Origin of the sequence: Limnohabitans sp. MMS-10A-192 (genome assembly GCF_003063335.1) — a bacterium.
Classification (GTDB): Bacteria; Pseudomonadota; Gammaproteobacteria; order Burkholderiales; family Burkholderiaceae_C; genus Limnohabitans_A.
Map to the genome: position 1 here is coordinate 416,227 of NZ_NERX01000004.1, position 13,096 is coordinate 429,322.

At 59.1% G+C, this 13,096-nt stretch carries 13 protein-coding genes and 1 tRNA gene; all 14 read left to right on the top strand.

Going from position 1 to position 13,096, the window contains the following annotated elements; translation table 11 throughout:
* Positions 1 to 153 precede the first annotated feature (153 nt).
* Positions 154 to 2,259, top strand: coding sequence for a polyribonucleotide nucleotidyltransferase (gene pnp / locus B9Z43_RS11205; RefSeq protein ID WP_108325467.1), 2,106 nt, complete (start codon positions 154 to 156; stop codon positions 2,257 to 2,259).
* Positions 2,260 to 2,318: 59 nt separating this feature from the next.
* Positions 2,319 to 3,338, top strand: coding sequence for an NAD(P)H-quinone oxidoreductase (locus tag B9Z43_RS11210; RefSeq protein WP_108325470.1), 1,020 nt, complete (start codon positions 2,319 to 2,321; stop codon positions 3,336 to 3,338).
* Positions 3,335 to 4,081 carry a triose-phosphate isomerase gene (gene tpiA / locus B9Z43_RS11215; RefSeq protein ID WP_108325472.1) on the top strand — a complete coding sequence of 249 codons (747 nt, stop codon included), beginning with the start codon at positions 3,335 to 3,337 and terminating at the stop codon, positions 4,079 to 4,081. Before B9Z43_RS11210 ends, tpiA begins: the two co-directional genes overlap by 4 nt.
* A gap of 31 nt (positions 4,082 to 4,112) precedes the next feature.
* Entirely contained in the window at positions 4,113 to 4,475 is a 363-nt protein-coding gene (secG, locus tag B9Z43_RS11220) for a preprotein translocase subunit SecG (protein ID WP_108325631.1), read from the top strand.
* Between the two features lie 144 nt (positions 4,476 to 4,619).
* Positions 4,620 to 4,704 (top strand) — tRNA-Leu (locus B9Z43_RS11225).
* A gap of 64 nt (positions 4,705 to 4,768) precedes the next feature.
* A complete protein-coding gene (locus B9Z43_RS11230; RefSeq protein ID WP_108325474.1) occupies positions 4,769 to 5,128 on the top strand; it encodes an NADH-quinone oxidoreductase subunit A in 360 nt (119 codons plus the stop codon).
* Between the two features lie 44 nt (positions 5,129 to 5,172).
* Positions 5,173 to 5,652 (top strand): NADH-quinone oxidoreductase subunit B family protein, encoded by a 480-nt coding sequence (locus tag B9Z43_RS11235; RefSeq protein WP_108325477.1) that lies wholly within the window; start codon positions 5,173 to 5,175, stop codon positions 5,650 to 5,652.
* A gap of 13 nt (positions 5,653 to 5,665) precedes the next feature.
* Positions 5,666 to 6,274: an NADH-quinone oxidoreductase subunit C gene (locus B9Z43_RS11240; protein WP_108325479.1), complete on the top strand. Its 609-nt coding sequence runs from the start codon at positions 5,666 to 5,668 to the stop codon at positions 6,272 to 6,274.
* A 1-nt stretch (position 6,275) separates the two neighbouring features.
* The gene (locus B9Z43_RS11245) at positions 6,276 to 7,529 is read left to right on the top strand and encodes an NADH-quinone oxidoreductase subunit D (protein ID WP_108325482.1); all 1,254 of its coding nucleotides are present in this window, start codon (positions 6,276 to 6,278) and stop codon (positions 7,527 to 7,529) included.
* Positions 7,526 to 8,014: an NADH-quinone oxidoreductase subunit NuoE gene (gene nuoE / locus B9Z43_RS11250; RefSeq protein WP_108325484.1), complete on the top strand. Its 489-nt coding sequence runs from the start codon at positions 7,526 to 7,528 to the stop codon at positions 8,012 to 8,014. Before B9Z43_RS11245 ends, nuoE begins: the two co-directional genes overlap by 4 nt.
* Positions 8,014 to 9,390: an NADH-quinone oxidoreductase subunit NuoF gene (nuoF, locus tag B9Z43_RS11255; protein WP_108325486.1), complete on the top strand. Its 1,377-nt coding sequence runs from the start codon at positions 8,014 to 8,016 to the stop codon at positions 9,388 to 9,390. The genes nuoE and nuoF overlap by 1 nt, the downstream gene beginning before the upstream one ends.
* Entirely contained in the window at positions 9,383 to 11,491 is a 2,109-nt protein-coding gene (gene nuoG / locus B9Z43_RS11260; protein WP_108325488.1) for an NADH-quinone oxidoreductase subunit NuoG, read from the top strand. The genes nuoF and nuoG overlap by 8 nt, the downstream gene beginning before the upstream one ends.
* Positions 11,488 to 12,570 (top strand): NADH-quinone oxidoreductase subunit NuoH, encoded by a 1,083-nt coding sequence (nuoH, locus tag B9Z43_RS11265; RefSeq protein ID WP_108325490.1) that lies wholly within the window; start codon positions 11,488 to 11,490, stop codon positions 12,568 to 12,570. The genes nuoG and nuoH overlap by 4 nt, the downstream gene beginning before the upstream one ends.
* A gap of 14 nt (positions 12,571 to 12,584) precedes the next feature.
* The gene (gene nuoI / locus B9Z43_RS11270; protein WP_108325633.1) at positions 12,585 to 13,091 is read left to right on the top strand and encodes an NADH-quinone oxidoreductase subunit NuoI; all 507 of its coding nucleotides are present in this window, start codon (positions 12,585 to 12,587) and stop codon (positions 13,089 to 13,091) included.
* Positions 13,092 to 13,096 lie beyond the last annotated feature (5 nt).

The following is a 13,096-nucleotide window of genomic DNA, read 5'->3' on the forward strand; positions in this document are numbered from 1 at the left end:
TTTTTTCAGTCGGAATTTGTCACAAAGAACCCGCGCTGTGTCATTCCACAAGGCTTTCAATTCAAGGTTTTGTGGAATGGCATCGAGTTCAGAGCGTCAACTTCCGGGCCCACAGTGCAGCCTCATGCGCTTTTGTTTTCAGGAGTTCTGAACATGTCTATTTTCAATAAAGTCACCAAAACTTTCCAATGGGGCCAGCACACGGTCAAGATGGAAACCGGCGAAGTCGCTCGCCAAGCCGGCGGCGCCGTGCTGCTCGACATGGAAGGCACTGTGGTGCTGGCCACCGTCGTGGGTTCCAAGATCGCCAAAGCCGGTCAAGACTTCTTCCCCCTCACGGTCGATTACATCGAGAAGACTTACGCTGCGGGCAAGATCCCCGGCAGCTTCTTCAAGCGTGAAGCCAAGCCCAGCGAGCACGAGACCCTGACCAGCCGCCTGATCGATCGCCCGATCCGTCCTCTGTTCCCCGAAGGTTTCTACAACGATGTGCACGTGGTCATCCACACCGTGTCTTTGAACCCTGAAGTGGACGCCGACATCGCCGCGATGATCGCCGTGTCTGCCGCTTTGTCCATCTCGGGCATCCCATTCAACGGCCCCATCGGCGCTGCCCGCGTGGGTTACATCAACGGTGAATACGTGCTCAACCCTGGCCAGACCCAGCGCAAAGACAGCGTGATGGACTTGGTGGTTGCTGGTACAGAAGCCGCTGTGCTGATGGTCGAATCCGAAGCCCAACAACTGTCCGAAGAAATCATGCTGGGTGGTGTGGTGTACGGTCACGAGCAATCGGCGATCGCCATCAACGCGATCCACGAGCTGGTGCGCGAAGCTGGCAAGCCTGTGTGGGACTGGCAAGCGCCTGCCCGCGACACGGCTTTCGAAGCCAAGCTGGCTTCTTTGGCAGAAGAAAAACTGCGCGCTGCTTACCAAATCCGCAACAAGCAAGCCCGTACACACGCTTGCCGTGAAGCCTACGCTTCGGTCAAAGTGGCTTTGGCTGAAGAGGGCGTGGCCTTTGACAGCGTCAAGCTCGACGGCCTGATGTTCGAAATCGAAGCGCGCATCGTGCGCAGCCAGATTTTGGCCGGTGAGCCCCGCATCGACGGTCGCGACACACGCACCGTGCGCCCCATCGAAATCCGCAACAGCGTGCTGCCCCGCACACACGGCTCGGCCCTGTTCACACGTGGCGAAACCCAGGCTTTGGTGATCACCACCCTGGGTACCGAGCGCGATGCACAGCGCATTGACGCTTTGGCTGGCGAGTTCGAAGACCGCTTCATGTTCCACTACAACATGCCTCCCTTTGCCACTGGCGAAGTGGGCCGCATGGGCTCGACCAAGCGCCGCGAAATCGGCCACGGCCGTTTGGCCAAGCGTGCTTTGGCCGCTGTGTTACCGACCAAAGAAGAGTTCCCCTACACCCTGCGTGTGGTGTCCGAGATCACCGAATCGAACGGTTCTTCGTCCATGGCTTCGGTCTGCGGCGGCTGCTTGTCGATGATGGACGCCGGTGTGCCGATGAAAGCCCACGTGGCAGGTATCGCCATGGGCCTGATCAAGGAAGACAACCGCTTCGCGGTGTTGACCGACATCTTGGGTGACGAAGACCACCTGGGTGACATGGACTTCAAAGTGGCCGGTACCACCAACGGCATCACCGCTTTGCAGATGGACATCAAGATCCAGGGCATCACCAAAGAAATCATGCAAGTCGCTTTGGCCCAAGCCAAAGAAGCCCGCATGCACATTCTGGGCAAGATGCAAGAAGCGATGAGCACGGCCAACACCGAAGTGTCGGATTTCGCGCCCAAGCTCTTCACCATGAAGATCAACCCCGAGAAGATCCGTGATGTGATCGGCAAAGGCGGCGCCACCATCCGTGCGCTGACCGAAGAAACCGGTTGCCAGATCAACATCGCTGAAGACGGCACGATCACCATCGCGGCCACCGACGGCGAGAAGGCCGAGATCGCCAAGAAGCGCATCGAGCAGATCACTGCCGAAGTCGAAATCGGCAAGGTCTACGAAGGCCCAGTCACGAAGATCTTGGACTTCGGTGCCTTGATCAACCTGTTGCCTGGCAAAGACGGCCTGTTGCACATCAGCCAGATCGCCCACGAGCGCGTTGAGAAAGTGTCTGACTACCTGAGCGAAGGCCAGATCGTCAAAGTCAAGGTCATGGAAACCGACGAAAAAGGCCGCATCAAGTTGTCGATGAAGGCTTTGTTGGACCGTCCTGCACAGGGCTGATCAAGGGCTGCGGGTGGCCCGGAGGTCACCCGTTCTGGATTCCAACCGAGCATTGCTTCATGAACGTCATTGAAATTCAAAGTCCTGGCGCCCCCGAGGTGCTGGTGCCTGCACAATGCCCTGACCCGGTTGCCGGGGCAGGGGAGTTGCTCATCCGCGTGTCAGCCAGCGGGGTCAATCGTCCCGATGTCTTGCAACGTAAAGGCCTGTACCCTGTGCCGCCCGGTGCTTCGGACATTCCGGGCCTGGAAGTGGCCGGTGTGGTGATGGCGGGCGATGCCCTGGCCATGGCCGCATCCGGTTTTTCTGTGGGCGATCGGGTATGTGCTTTGGTGGCTGGTGGCGGTTACGCCGAGCTTTGTGTGGCACCGGTGGCCCAGTGCCTGCCTGTGCCCAAGGGCTTGACCGACATCGAAGCGGCTTCTCTGCCGGAGACTTTCTTCACCGTCTGGAGCAATGTGTTTGACCGCGGGCATCTGCAAGCGGGCGAGACCTTGCTCATTCAAGGCGGCTCCAGCGGTATTGGCGTCACGGCCATCCAGATGGCCAAGGCCGCAGGGGCCACCGTGATCGTGACGGCGGGATCGGACGACAAATGCCAAGCCTGCTTGGCATTGGGTGCGGACCACGCCATCAACTACAAAACCCACGATTTCGTCGCCGAGGCCAAGCGCCTGACCGGCGGGGCAGGCGTGGATGTGATTTTGGACATGGTCGCTGGCGACTATGTGGCGCGTGAGGTCGAAGCTTTGGCCGAAGACGGTCGCTTGGTCATCATCGCGGTACAAGGCGGTCTGGACAGTGGCTTCAACGCAGGCCTGGTTTTGCGCCGTCGCTTGACCATCACAGGCTCTACCTTGCGTCCACGTTCCATCGAATTCAAGGGGGCCATCGCTCGCGCTTTGCGCGAAAACGTGTGGCCTGCTCTGGCATCGGGACGCATCAAACCGGTGATTCACAGCGTGTTTGTTGCGACACAAGCCGGTGGTGGTTTGTCCTCTGGTGCAGCGCAGGCGCATGCCCTGATGGAATCCAACCAACACGTGGGCAAGATTGTTCTGACTTGGATGCCGGCATGAAAAGCAAACTGATTGTTGGCAACTGGAAGATGAATGGTGGCCTGCGCACCAATTCAGCCTTGCTGGAAGCCATTCAATCGGGGTTGTCCGGTGTGACATGCCGTGCTGCGGTGTGTGTGCCTGCGCCTTATTTGGCGCAGATGCAAACACTTTTGGCCGGCTCGCCTGTGGCCTGGGGGGCGCAAGATGTGTCGGCCCATGAAGCAGGGGCCTACACCGGCGAAGTGTCAGCCAGCATGTTGCACGACTTTGGGGTGCGTTACTGCATCGTTGGTCATTCAGAACGTCGCCAATACCATTCGGAAACCGATGCGTTGGTGGCCGTCAAGGCGCAGCGTGCCCTGTCAGCTGGGATCACCCCCATTGTGTGTGTGGGTGAAACGCAGGCCGAGCGCGAAGCAGGCCAAACCGAAGCCGTGGTCAAGCGCCAATTGGCTGCTGTGATCCATGCCAATGGGCATTGCATCAGTGAGATCGTGGTGGCTTATGAGCCTGTCTGGGCGATTGGTACGGGCGTGACCGCTGCGCCTGAGCAGGCACAGGCTGTTCACGCTTTGCTGCGCAAGCAGCTGCAGGCGGCCAGTTCGCAAGCTGATCGGATTGCCATCCTGTATGGCGGCAGCATGAATGCCGTGAATGCGGCGACCTTGCTGGCACAGCCCGATATAGATGGTGGCTTGGTGGGGGGCGCGGCCTTGCAGGCGGATGATTTTTTGACTATTTTGAATTCAGCGTCCCGCTGAGATTTTGAAGATTGATTTTGGAGAGAAAAAGATGAGCTTTTTGATGACCGTGATTTTGGTGGTGCAAATGATGTCTGCTTTGGCCATGATCGGCTTGATCCTGGTGCAGCATGGCAAAGGCGCAGACATGGGTGCGGCTTTTGGCAGCGGCGGTTCGGGCAGCTTGTTTGGCGCTACCGGTGGCGCCAACTTCCTGTCGCGCACAACGGCTGTGCTGGCTGGTGTTTTCTTTGTCTGCACATTGCTCCTGGCGTATCTAGGTAACAACCGTCCGGCAGCGGCATCCGGCAGTGTGCTCGAAGGCGCGGCTGTGAGTGCGCCTGCAGCGCCCGCGGCGGACAACAGCACCGCCTCGCAGATTCCTGGCAACGCACCGGCAGCACCTGCCAAGTAAGCTTCAGCTCAGCTTTGTTGCTGTGCACAAATTTCCGAGATTTGACAGGGAAATGACCCTGTTTTCAGAGTAGAATTCGGGATTGTTCGGAGAGCAAAAAGTGTGGCGACATGCTTTCCTCAAGCCATCTGGACAATGCATCCCGCCGTCGTGGTGAAATTGGTAGACACGCTATCTTGAGGGGGTAGTGGCGAAAGCTGTGCGAGTTCGAGTCTCGCCGACGGCACCAGACAATCAGAAAAGCCCGGGCTCAAGGCCTGGGCTCTTCATTCGGTAATACCGTCAGTCTCAAGATGAACCTCGACCAATACCTCCCCATTCTCTTGTTCATTTTGGTCGGCATCGCTGTCGGCATCATTCCCCAGGTTTTGGGTTACATCCTCGGCCCCAACCGACCTGACGCGGAAAAAAACTCCCCTTATGAATGCGGCTTCGAGGCCTTCGAAGACGCCCGCATGAAGTTCGATGTGCGCTACTACCTGGTGGCCATTTTGTTCATCTTGTTCGATCTGGAAATCGCCTTCCTGTTTCCCTGGGCGGTTGCGCTCAAGGAAGTCGGTGTCGCTGGCTTTGTGGCCGTGGTGATTTTCTTGGCCATTCTGGTCGTGGGCTTTGTCTACGAATGGAAAAAAGGCGCCCTGGACTGGGAATGATGGTCCGCATTGACAACAGCATTCAGCCTGCTTGAGGATAAAAAATGATTGAAGGCGTGATGAAAGAAGGGTTCATCACCACGAGTTACGACTCGGTGGTGAACTGGGCCAAGACCGGCTCGCTCTGGCCCATGACATTTGGTCTGGCTTGCTGCGCGGTCGAAATGATGCATGCAGCTGCAGCCCGTTATGACCTCGGTCGCTTTGGCGCCGAGGTTTTTCGCGCCAGTCCCCGCCAGTCCGATCTGATGATCGTGGCCGGCACGCTGTGCAACAAGATGGCGCCTGCCTTGCGCAAGGTCTACGACCAGATGTCTGAGCCGCGCTGGGTCATCTCGATGGGTTCGTGCGCCAACGGCGGTGGTTACTACCACTACAGCTATTCGGTGGTGCGGGGTTGCGACCGCGTGGTGCCGGTGGACGTGTATGTGCCAGGTTGCCCGCCCACGGCCGAAGCCTTGATCTACGGCATCATCCAATTGCAGCAGAAGATCCGCCGCACACACACCATTGCGCGTGTTTGAGGGGAAGACGACGATGACCGATTTCGCCATTCGCCCCGAAGACCTGCAAGACACCCTGGCCGCTGCGCTGGGTGAGCGCGTTGCCCGCATCACCATCGCTCTGGGCGAAGTGACAGTGCATGTCAACGCAGCCCATTACCTGAGCGTGATGCAAACCCTGCGCGATGCAGCAGGGTGCAAATTTGAACAACTGATCGACTTGGCGGGTGTGGACTATTCCGCTTACCGCGAAGTCGGCACCGACGGCCCGCGTTTCGGCGTGACCGTGCACTTGCTGTCGGTCAGCCTCAACCAGCGCGTGCGCGTCAAGGTGCTGTGCCCTGATGACGATCTGCCTTTGGTGGCTTCGGTCAACGATTTGTGGAACTCTGCCAACTGGTACGAGCGCGAAGCCTTTGACTTGTTTGGCATTGTGTTCGAAGGTCACAACGACCTGCGCCGCATCCTGACCGACTACGGCTTCATCGGTCACCCGTTCCGCAAAGACTTCCCGCTGTCGGGCCATGTCGAAATGCGTTACGACGCCGAACGCAAGCGTGTGGTGTACGAGCCCGTGAGCATCGAGCCCCGTGAAATCACACCCCGCATCATCCGTGAAGAGAACTACGGAGGCCTGAACTGATATGGCCGAAATCAAAAATTACACCCTGAACTTCGGTCCCCAGCACCCTGCAGCACACGGTGTGCTGCGCTTGGTGCTGGAGCTCGACGGCGAGGTCGTGCAACGCGCTGATCCCCACATCGGCTTGTTGCACCGCGCCACCGAAAAGCTGGCCGAGCACAAGACCTACATCCAGTCGCTGCCCTATATGGACCGCCTGGACTACGTGTCGATGATGTGCAACGAGCACGCCTACTGCCTGGCCATCGAGAAGATGCTGGGTCTGGAAGTGCCCATGCGCGCGCAGTACATCCGCGTGATGTTCTCCGAGATCACCCGTGTTCTGAACCACCTCATGTGGCTCGGCTCCCACGGCAACGACTGCGGCAGCTCCACCATCCTGATCTACACCTTCCGTGAACGTGAAGATTTGTTTGACATGTACGAGGCCGTGTCCGGCGCGCGCATGCACGCAGCCTATTTCCGTCCCGGTGGTGTATACCGCGATCTGCCTGACAGCATGCCGCAGTACCAGGTCAGCAAGATCAAGAACGCCAAGGCCATCGAGCAGCTCAACAAGAACCGCAGCGGTTCCTTGCTCGACTTCATCGACGACTTCACGCAGCGTTTCCCCAAGTGCGTGGACGAATACGAAACCCTGCTGACCGACAACCGCATCTGGAAACAGCGCACGGTCGGTATCGGCGTGGTGCCACCTGAGCGCGCCCTGAACCTGGGCATGACCGGCCCCATGTTGCGCGGCTCCGGCTTCGCTTGGGACTTGCGCAAGAAGCAGCCCTACGACGCGTACGACAAAGTCGAGTTCGATGTGCCAGTCGGCAAGACCGGTGACAGCTACGACCGTTATCTGGTGCGCGTGCAGGAGATGCGCGAATCGAACCGCATCATCCAGCAGTGCGTCAAGTGGTTGCGTGCCAACCCCGGCCCGGTCATCACCGACAACCACAAGATTGCACCGCCTTCGCGTGAAGGCATGAAATCCAACATGGAAGACTTGATCCACCACTTCAAGCTCTTCACCGAAGGTTTCCATGTGCCTGAAGGCGAGGCCTATGCCGCTGTCGAACACCCCAAAGGTGAGTTCGGCATTTACATGGTGAGCGATGGGGCCAACAAGCCTTACCGCCTCAAAATTCGTGCCCCGGGCTTTGCCCATTTGGCTACCCTCGATGAAATGGCCCGTGGCCACATGCTGGCCGATGCGGTCGCGATCATCGGGACCATGGACATCGTTTTTGGAGAGATTGACCGATGATCTCTGAGTCAACCAAAGCACGCTTTGCGCGTGAAGTTGCCAAGTTCCCTGCGGATCAAAAGCAGTCGGCTGTCATGGCCTGCCTGTCGATCGTGCAGCAAGAACTTGGTTGGGTGAGCCCCGACAGTGAGCAAGTCGTGGCCGAAGTCTTGGGCATGCCCGTGATGGCCGTGCACGAAGTCACCACCTTCTACAACATGTACAACCAAAAGCCGGTGGGCAAGTTCAAGCTGAACGTCTGCACGAACCTCCCTTGCCAGCTGCGTGGTGGCCAAAAAGCCCTGGAGCACCTGGAGCACAAATTGGGCGTGCATGCGGGCGAAACTACCGCAGACGGCCTGTTCACCCTGCAGCCCAGCGAGTGCCAAGGCGCTTGCGCTGACGCGCCGGTGCTGCTGGTCAATGACCGCCACATGTGCAGCTTCATGAGCCACGACAAACTGGATCAGTTGGTCGACAGCCTCAAGAAAGCGGAGGCCGTCTGATGAACGTCCAACAAGTATTGAACCAATTCCAGGCCACGGGCGAGGAGACTTGCTTCCACGACCGCCACATCAACCCGCAAATTTACGCGGGTCTGAATGGCTCGAACTGGAGCATCAAAGACTATGAAGGTCGCGGCGGCTATGCGGCCTTGCGCAAGATCTTGGGCAAAGACGGCGGCGAAGGCCTCACCCAAGACCAGGTGATCGCGACCGTGAAGGAATCCGGTTTGCGCGGTCGCGGCGGCGCGGGTTTCCCCACGGGTCTGAAGTGGAGCTTCATGCCCCGCCAGTTCCCGGGCCAAAAGTACCTGGTCTGCAACTCGGACGAAGGCGAGCCGGGCACATGCAAAGACCGCGACATCATGGAGTACAACCCGCACACGGTGATCGAAGGCATGATCATCGCCGCTTATGCCATGGGCATCAGCGTGGGTTACAACTACATCCACGGCGAAATTTTCCACACCTACGAGCGCTTTGAAGCGGCCCTCGAAGAAGCTCGCGCTGCAGGCTATTTGGGCGACAACATCCTGGGCAGCACCTTCAGCTTCCAGTTGCACGCCTCGCACGGTTTTGGCGCTTACATCTGCGGCGAAGAAACCGCTTTGCTCGAGTCGCTGGAAGGCAAAAAAGGCCAGCCCCGTTTCAAGCCACCGTTTCCTGCCAGCTTTGGCCTGTACGGCAAGCCCACCACCATCAACAACACCGAGACCTTCGCGGCAGTGCCCTGGATCATCCGCAATGGTGGTCAGGCCTACCTCGAATGCGGCAAGCCCAACAACGGCGGCACCAAGATCTTCTCGGTCAGTGGTGACGTGGAGCGTCCCGGCAACTACGAAGTGCCCATGGGCACGCCGTTTGCCAAGCTGCTCGAACTCGCCGGTGGCGTGCGCGGTGGTCGCCAACTCAAGGCGGTGATCCCTGGCGGCTCGTCGTCGCCCGTCATTCCCGCTGAGTTGATGATGAAGCTCACCATGGACTACGACAGCATCGCCAAAGAGGGCGGTTCGATGTTGGGTTCGGGTGCGGTGATCGTGATGGACGACACGCGCTGCATGGTTAAGGCTTTGGCGCGACTGTCTTACTTCTACTCCCACGAATCATGCGGTCAGTGCACTCCTTGCCGCGAAGGCACAGGCTGGCTGTGGCGCATGGTGGACCGCATTGAGCACGGCCAGGGCCGAGCCAGCGACATCGAGATGCTCGACAGCGTGGCCGGCAACATCATGGGCCGCACGATTTGCGCCTTGGGCGACGCAGCGGCCATGCCGGTGCGCGGCATGCTCAAGCATTTCCGTCACGAATTTGTACACCTCATCGAGCACAAGACCTCTCTGGTCGGTGCCGACGCAACAACGGTGAAGACCCATGGTTGAAATAGAACTCGACGGTCAGAAAGTGGAAGTTGCCGAAGGCAGCATGTTGATGCATGCCGCTGAAAAAGCAGGCACCTACATCCCCCATTTCTGCTACCACAAGAAACTCTCGATTGCGGCCAACTGCCGCATGTGCTTGGTTGAAGTTGAAAAAGCCCCCAAGCCCATGCCCGCATGTGCCACACCGGTCACGCAAGGCATGATCGTGCGCACCAAGAGCGACAAGGCCATTGCGGCTCAAAAGTCGGTCATGGAGTTTTTGCTGATCAATCATCCGCTGGATTGCCCCATCTGCGACCAAGGCGGTGAGTGCCAGTTGCAAGACTTGGCTGTGGGTTACGGCGGCAGCACCTCGCGCTATGAAGAAGAAAAGCGCGTGGTCTTCCACAAGGAAGCCGGTCCACTGATCTCCATGGAAGAGATGAGCCGCTGCATCCACTGCACACGTTGCGTGCGCTTTGGTCAGGAAGTGGCTGGACAAATGGAACTGGGCATGTCCCACCGCGGCGAACACGCCGAGATCGAGACTTTCCTGGGCAAGACCATCGACTCCGAACTCTCGGGCAACATGATCGACATTTGCCCCGTGGGTGCCTTGACCAGCAAGCCCTTCCGGTACCACGCCCGCACTTGGGAGTTGTCGCGCCGCAAGTCGATTGCTGCACACGACTCTTCGGGTGCCAATCTGATCGTTCAGGTCAAGAACAACCAGGTCATGCGCGTCGTGCCCTTGGAAAACGAAGACGTCAACGAGTGCTGGATCGCCGACCGCGACCGGTTCTCGTATGAGGCCTTGAACGGTGCCGAGCGTTTGACACAGCCGATGCTCAAGCAAGGCGGCGAGTGGAAAGAAGTCGACTGGCAGACCGCTTTGGAGTACGTGGCCAATGGCCTGAAGAACATCCAGCGTGACCACGGTGCCAACAGCATCGGCGCACTGGTGAGCCCTCAAAGCACGGTTGAAGAGTTGTACCTGGCTGGCGCTTTGGTGCGCGGCTTGGGTTCGGACAACATCGATTACCGCCTGCGCAACGCCGAGTTTGGCGCTGCCGAAGGCGTGCGCACTTTGGGCACATCGATTGCATCGCTGTCCACATTGCAGCGCGTGCTGGTCGTGGGTTCCAACCTGCGCAAGGACCACCCTTTGTTCGCTTTGCGCGTGCGCCACGCTGTGCGCCACGGCGCTCAGCTGAACGTCATCACCTCGCAAGCTGCATTCAGCCACGCCGATGCCTGGGCCATGCCCGTGGCACAAGCTGTGTTGGCCGACGCATCGGGCTGGGCGCAAGCCCTGGCCGATGTGGCCGCAGCGATTGCCGCAGAGAAGGGCGTTGCCGCTCCTGTGGCTGGCAACGCCACCGCGCAAGCCCAAGCCATCGCCAAGTCTTTGCTGGGCGGCGAGCGCAAGGCCGTGTTGCTGGGCAACGCCGCAGCGCACCATGCCAATGCATCGAGCCTGCTGGCCCTGGCCAACTGGATCGCCGAGCAAACCGGCGCGACCGTGGGTTACCTGACCGAGTCTGCCAACACCGTGGGTGCGCAGTGGGTCGGTGCTCAGCCGCAAACCGGCGGCAAGCACGCTGGCCAAATGCTGACCGGTGGTTTGAAGGCCGCCCTCTTGCTGAACACCGAACCCGAGTTCGACAGCGCTGCAGGCAGTGCTGCTGCTCAGGCTCTGGTCCAGGCCGAGATGGTCGTCACACTCAGCCCATTCAAAGCCAACATGGCTTTCAGCGATGTGTTGTTGCCGATCGCACCGTTCACCGAGACATCGGGCTCCTTCGTCAATGCCGAAGGCCGCCTGCAAAGCTTCCACGCTGTGGTCAAGCCTCTGGCCGAAACCCGTCCAGCCTGGAAAGTGCTGCGCGTGCTGGCCAATTTGCTGGACGTGCCGGGCGTGTCTTTTGAGACCTCGCAAGACGTGCTGGCCCGTGCCACGGCCAAGCCATTGGTGGCATCCAACGCCACACGTGCTGCGATCAACCTGGCTGCTGCGGCCGGTACACCTGCTGTGGCTGCCATTTATCAACTCGATGGCATCGTGCGCCGCGCACCTTCGCTGCAGTTGACTGCCGACGCTCGCCAGGAGGTGACAGCATGATTGACGCTCTGTACAACGGCGGCCTGAACCTGGTTGCCGCCACTTGGTGGGCCACCTTGGTCTGGCCAGTGCTGTGGATCTTGCTCAAGATCGTGGCCATCCTGGCGCCGCTGATGGGCGCTGTGGCTTACCTCACCCTTTGGGAGCGCAAGCTGCTGGGCTTCATGCAAGTGCGCCACGGCCCCAACCGCGTGGGCCCCATGGGCTTGTTGCAGCCGATCGCGGATGCGCTCAAGCTGCTGACCAAGGAGTTGATCAACCCGACTGCGGCCAGCATGGGCCTGTTCCGTCTGGGCCCGATCATGGCCATCATGCCGGCTTTGGCCGCCTGGGTGGCGATTCCCTTTGGCCCTGAAGTCGCTTTGACCAACTTGAACGCTGGCTTGTTGCTGGTGATGGCCATCACCTCGATCGAGGTCTACGGCGTGATCATCGCGGGCTGGGCATCGAACTCCAAGTACGCCTTCTTGGGTGCTTTGCGTGCATCGGCCCAAATGGTCAGCTATGAGATTGCCATGGGCTTTTGCTTCCTGGTCGTCCTGATGGTTTCGGGCAGCATGAACCTGACCGATATCGTGTTGGCCCAAGACAAAGGCAGCATGGCCCGCATGGGTCTGAATTTCCTGTCTTGGAACTGGTTGCCTTTGTTGCCGATTTTCTTGGTGTACCTGATCTCGGGTGTGGCCGAAACCAACCGTCACCCCTTTGACGTGGTGGAAGGCGAAGCCGAAATCGTGGCCGGTCACATGGTCGAGTACTCGGGCATGGGCTTTGCGATCTTCTTCCTGGCCGAATACGCCAGCATGTGGCTCGTGTCCATCCTGGCCGTGATCATGTTCCTGGGCGGCTGGTTGTCGCCCATCGACAGCGCCTTGTTCAACATGATCCCCGGCTGGATCTGGTTGGGCCTGAAAACTTTCCTGGTCGTGTCCATGTTCATCTGGATCCGTGCCACATTCCCGCGCTTCCGTTATGACCAGATCATGCGTCTGGGCTGGAAGATTTTCATTCCGGTCACCTTGGTGTGGCTGCTGGTGGTGGGCGCTTGGCTGTTCTCACCCTGGAACATCTGGAAATGAGCGGTGTACAGAACATGACCACCATGACATCTTCTTTCTCCATCAAGGACTTCCTCAAGAGCTTCATGCTCGTGGAGTTGTTCAAGGGCATGGCCCTGACCGGTCGCTACGCTTTCGCCCGCAAGGTGACGGTGCAGTTTCCGGAAGAAAAAACACCGCTGTCGCCACGTTTCCGTGGCCTGCACGCCCTGCGCCGTTATGACAACGGTGAAGAGCGCTGCATCGCCTGCAAGCTGTGCGAAGCCGTTTGTCCCGCGATGGCCATCACCATCGAGGCGGGCCAGCGCGAAGACGGCTCGCGCCGCACGACACGCTACGACATCGATCTGACCAAGTGCATCTTCTGTGGCTTTTGCGAAGAAAGCTGCCCGGTGGACTCCATCGTCGAGACGCAGATTTTCGAGTACCACGGCGAAAAGCGTGGCGACCTGTACTTCACCAAAGACATGTTGCTGGCCGTGGGCGACCGTTACGAAAAAGAGATTGCTGCTGCCAAAGCGGCCGATGCTCCTTACCGTTGAACGTG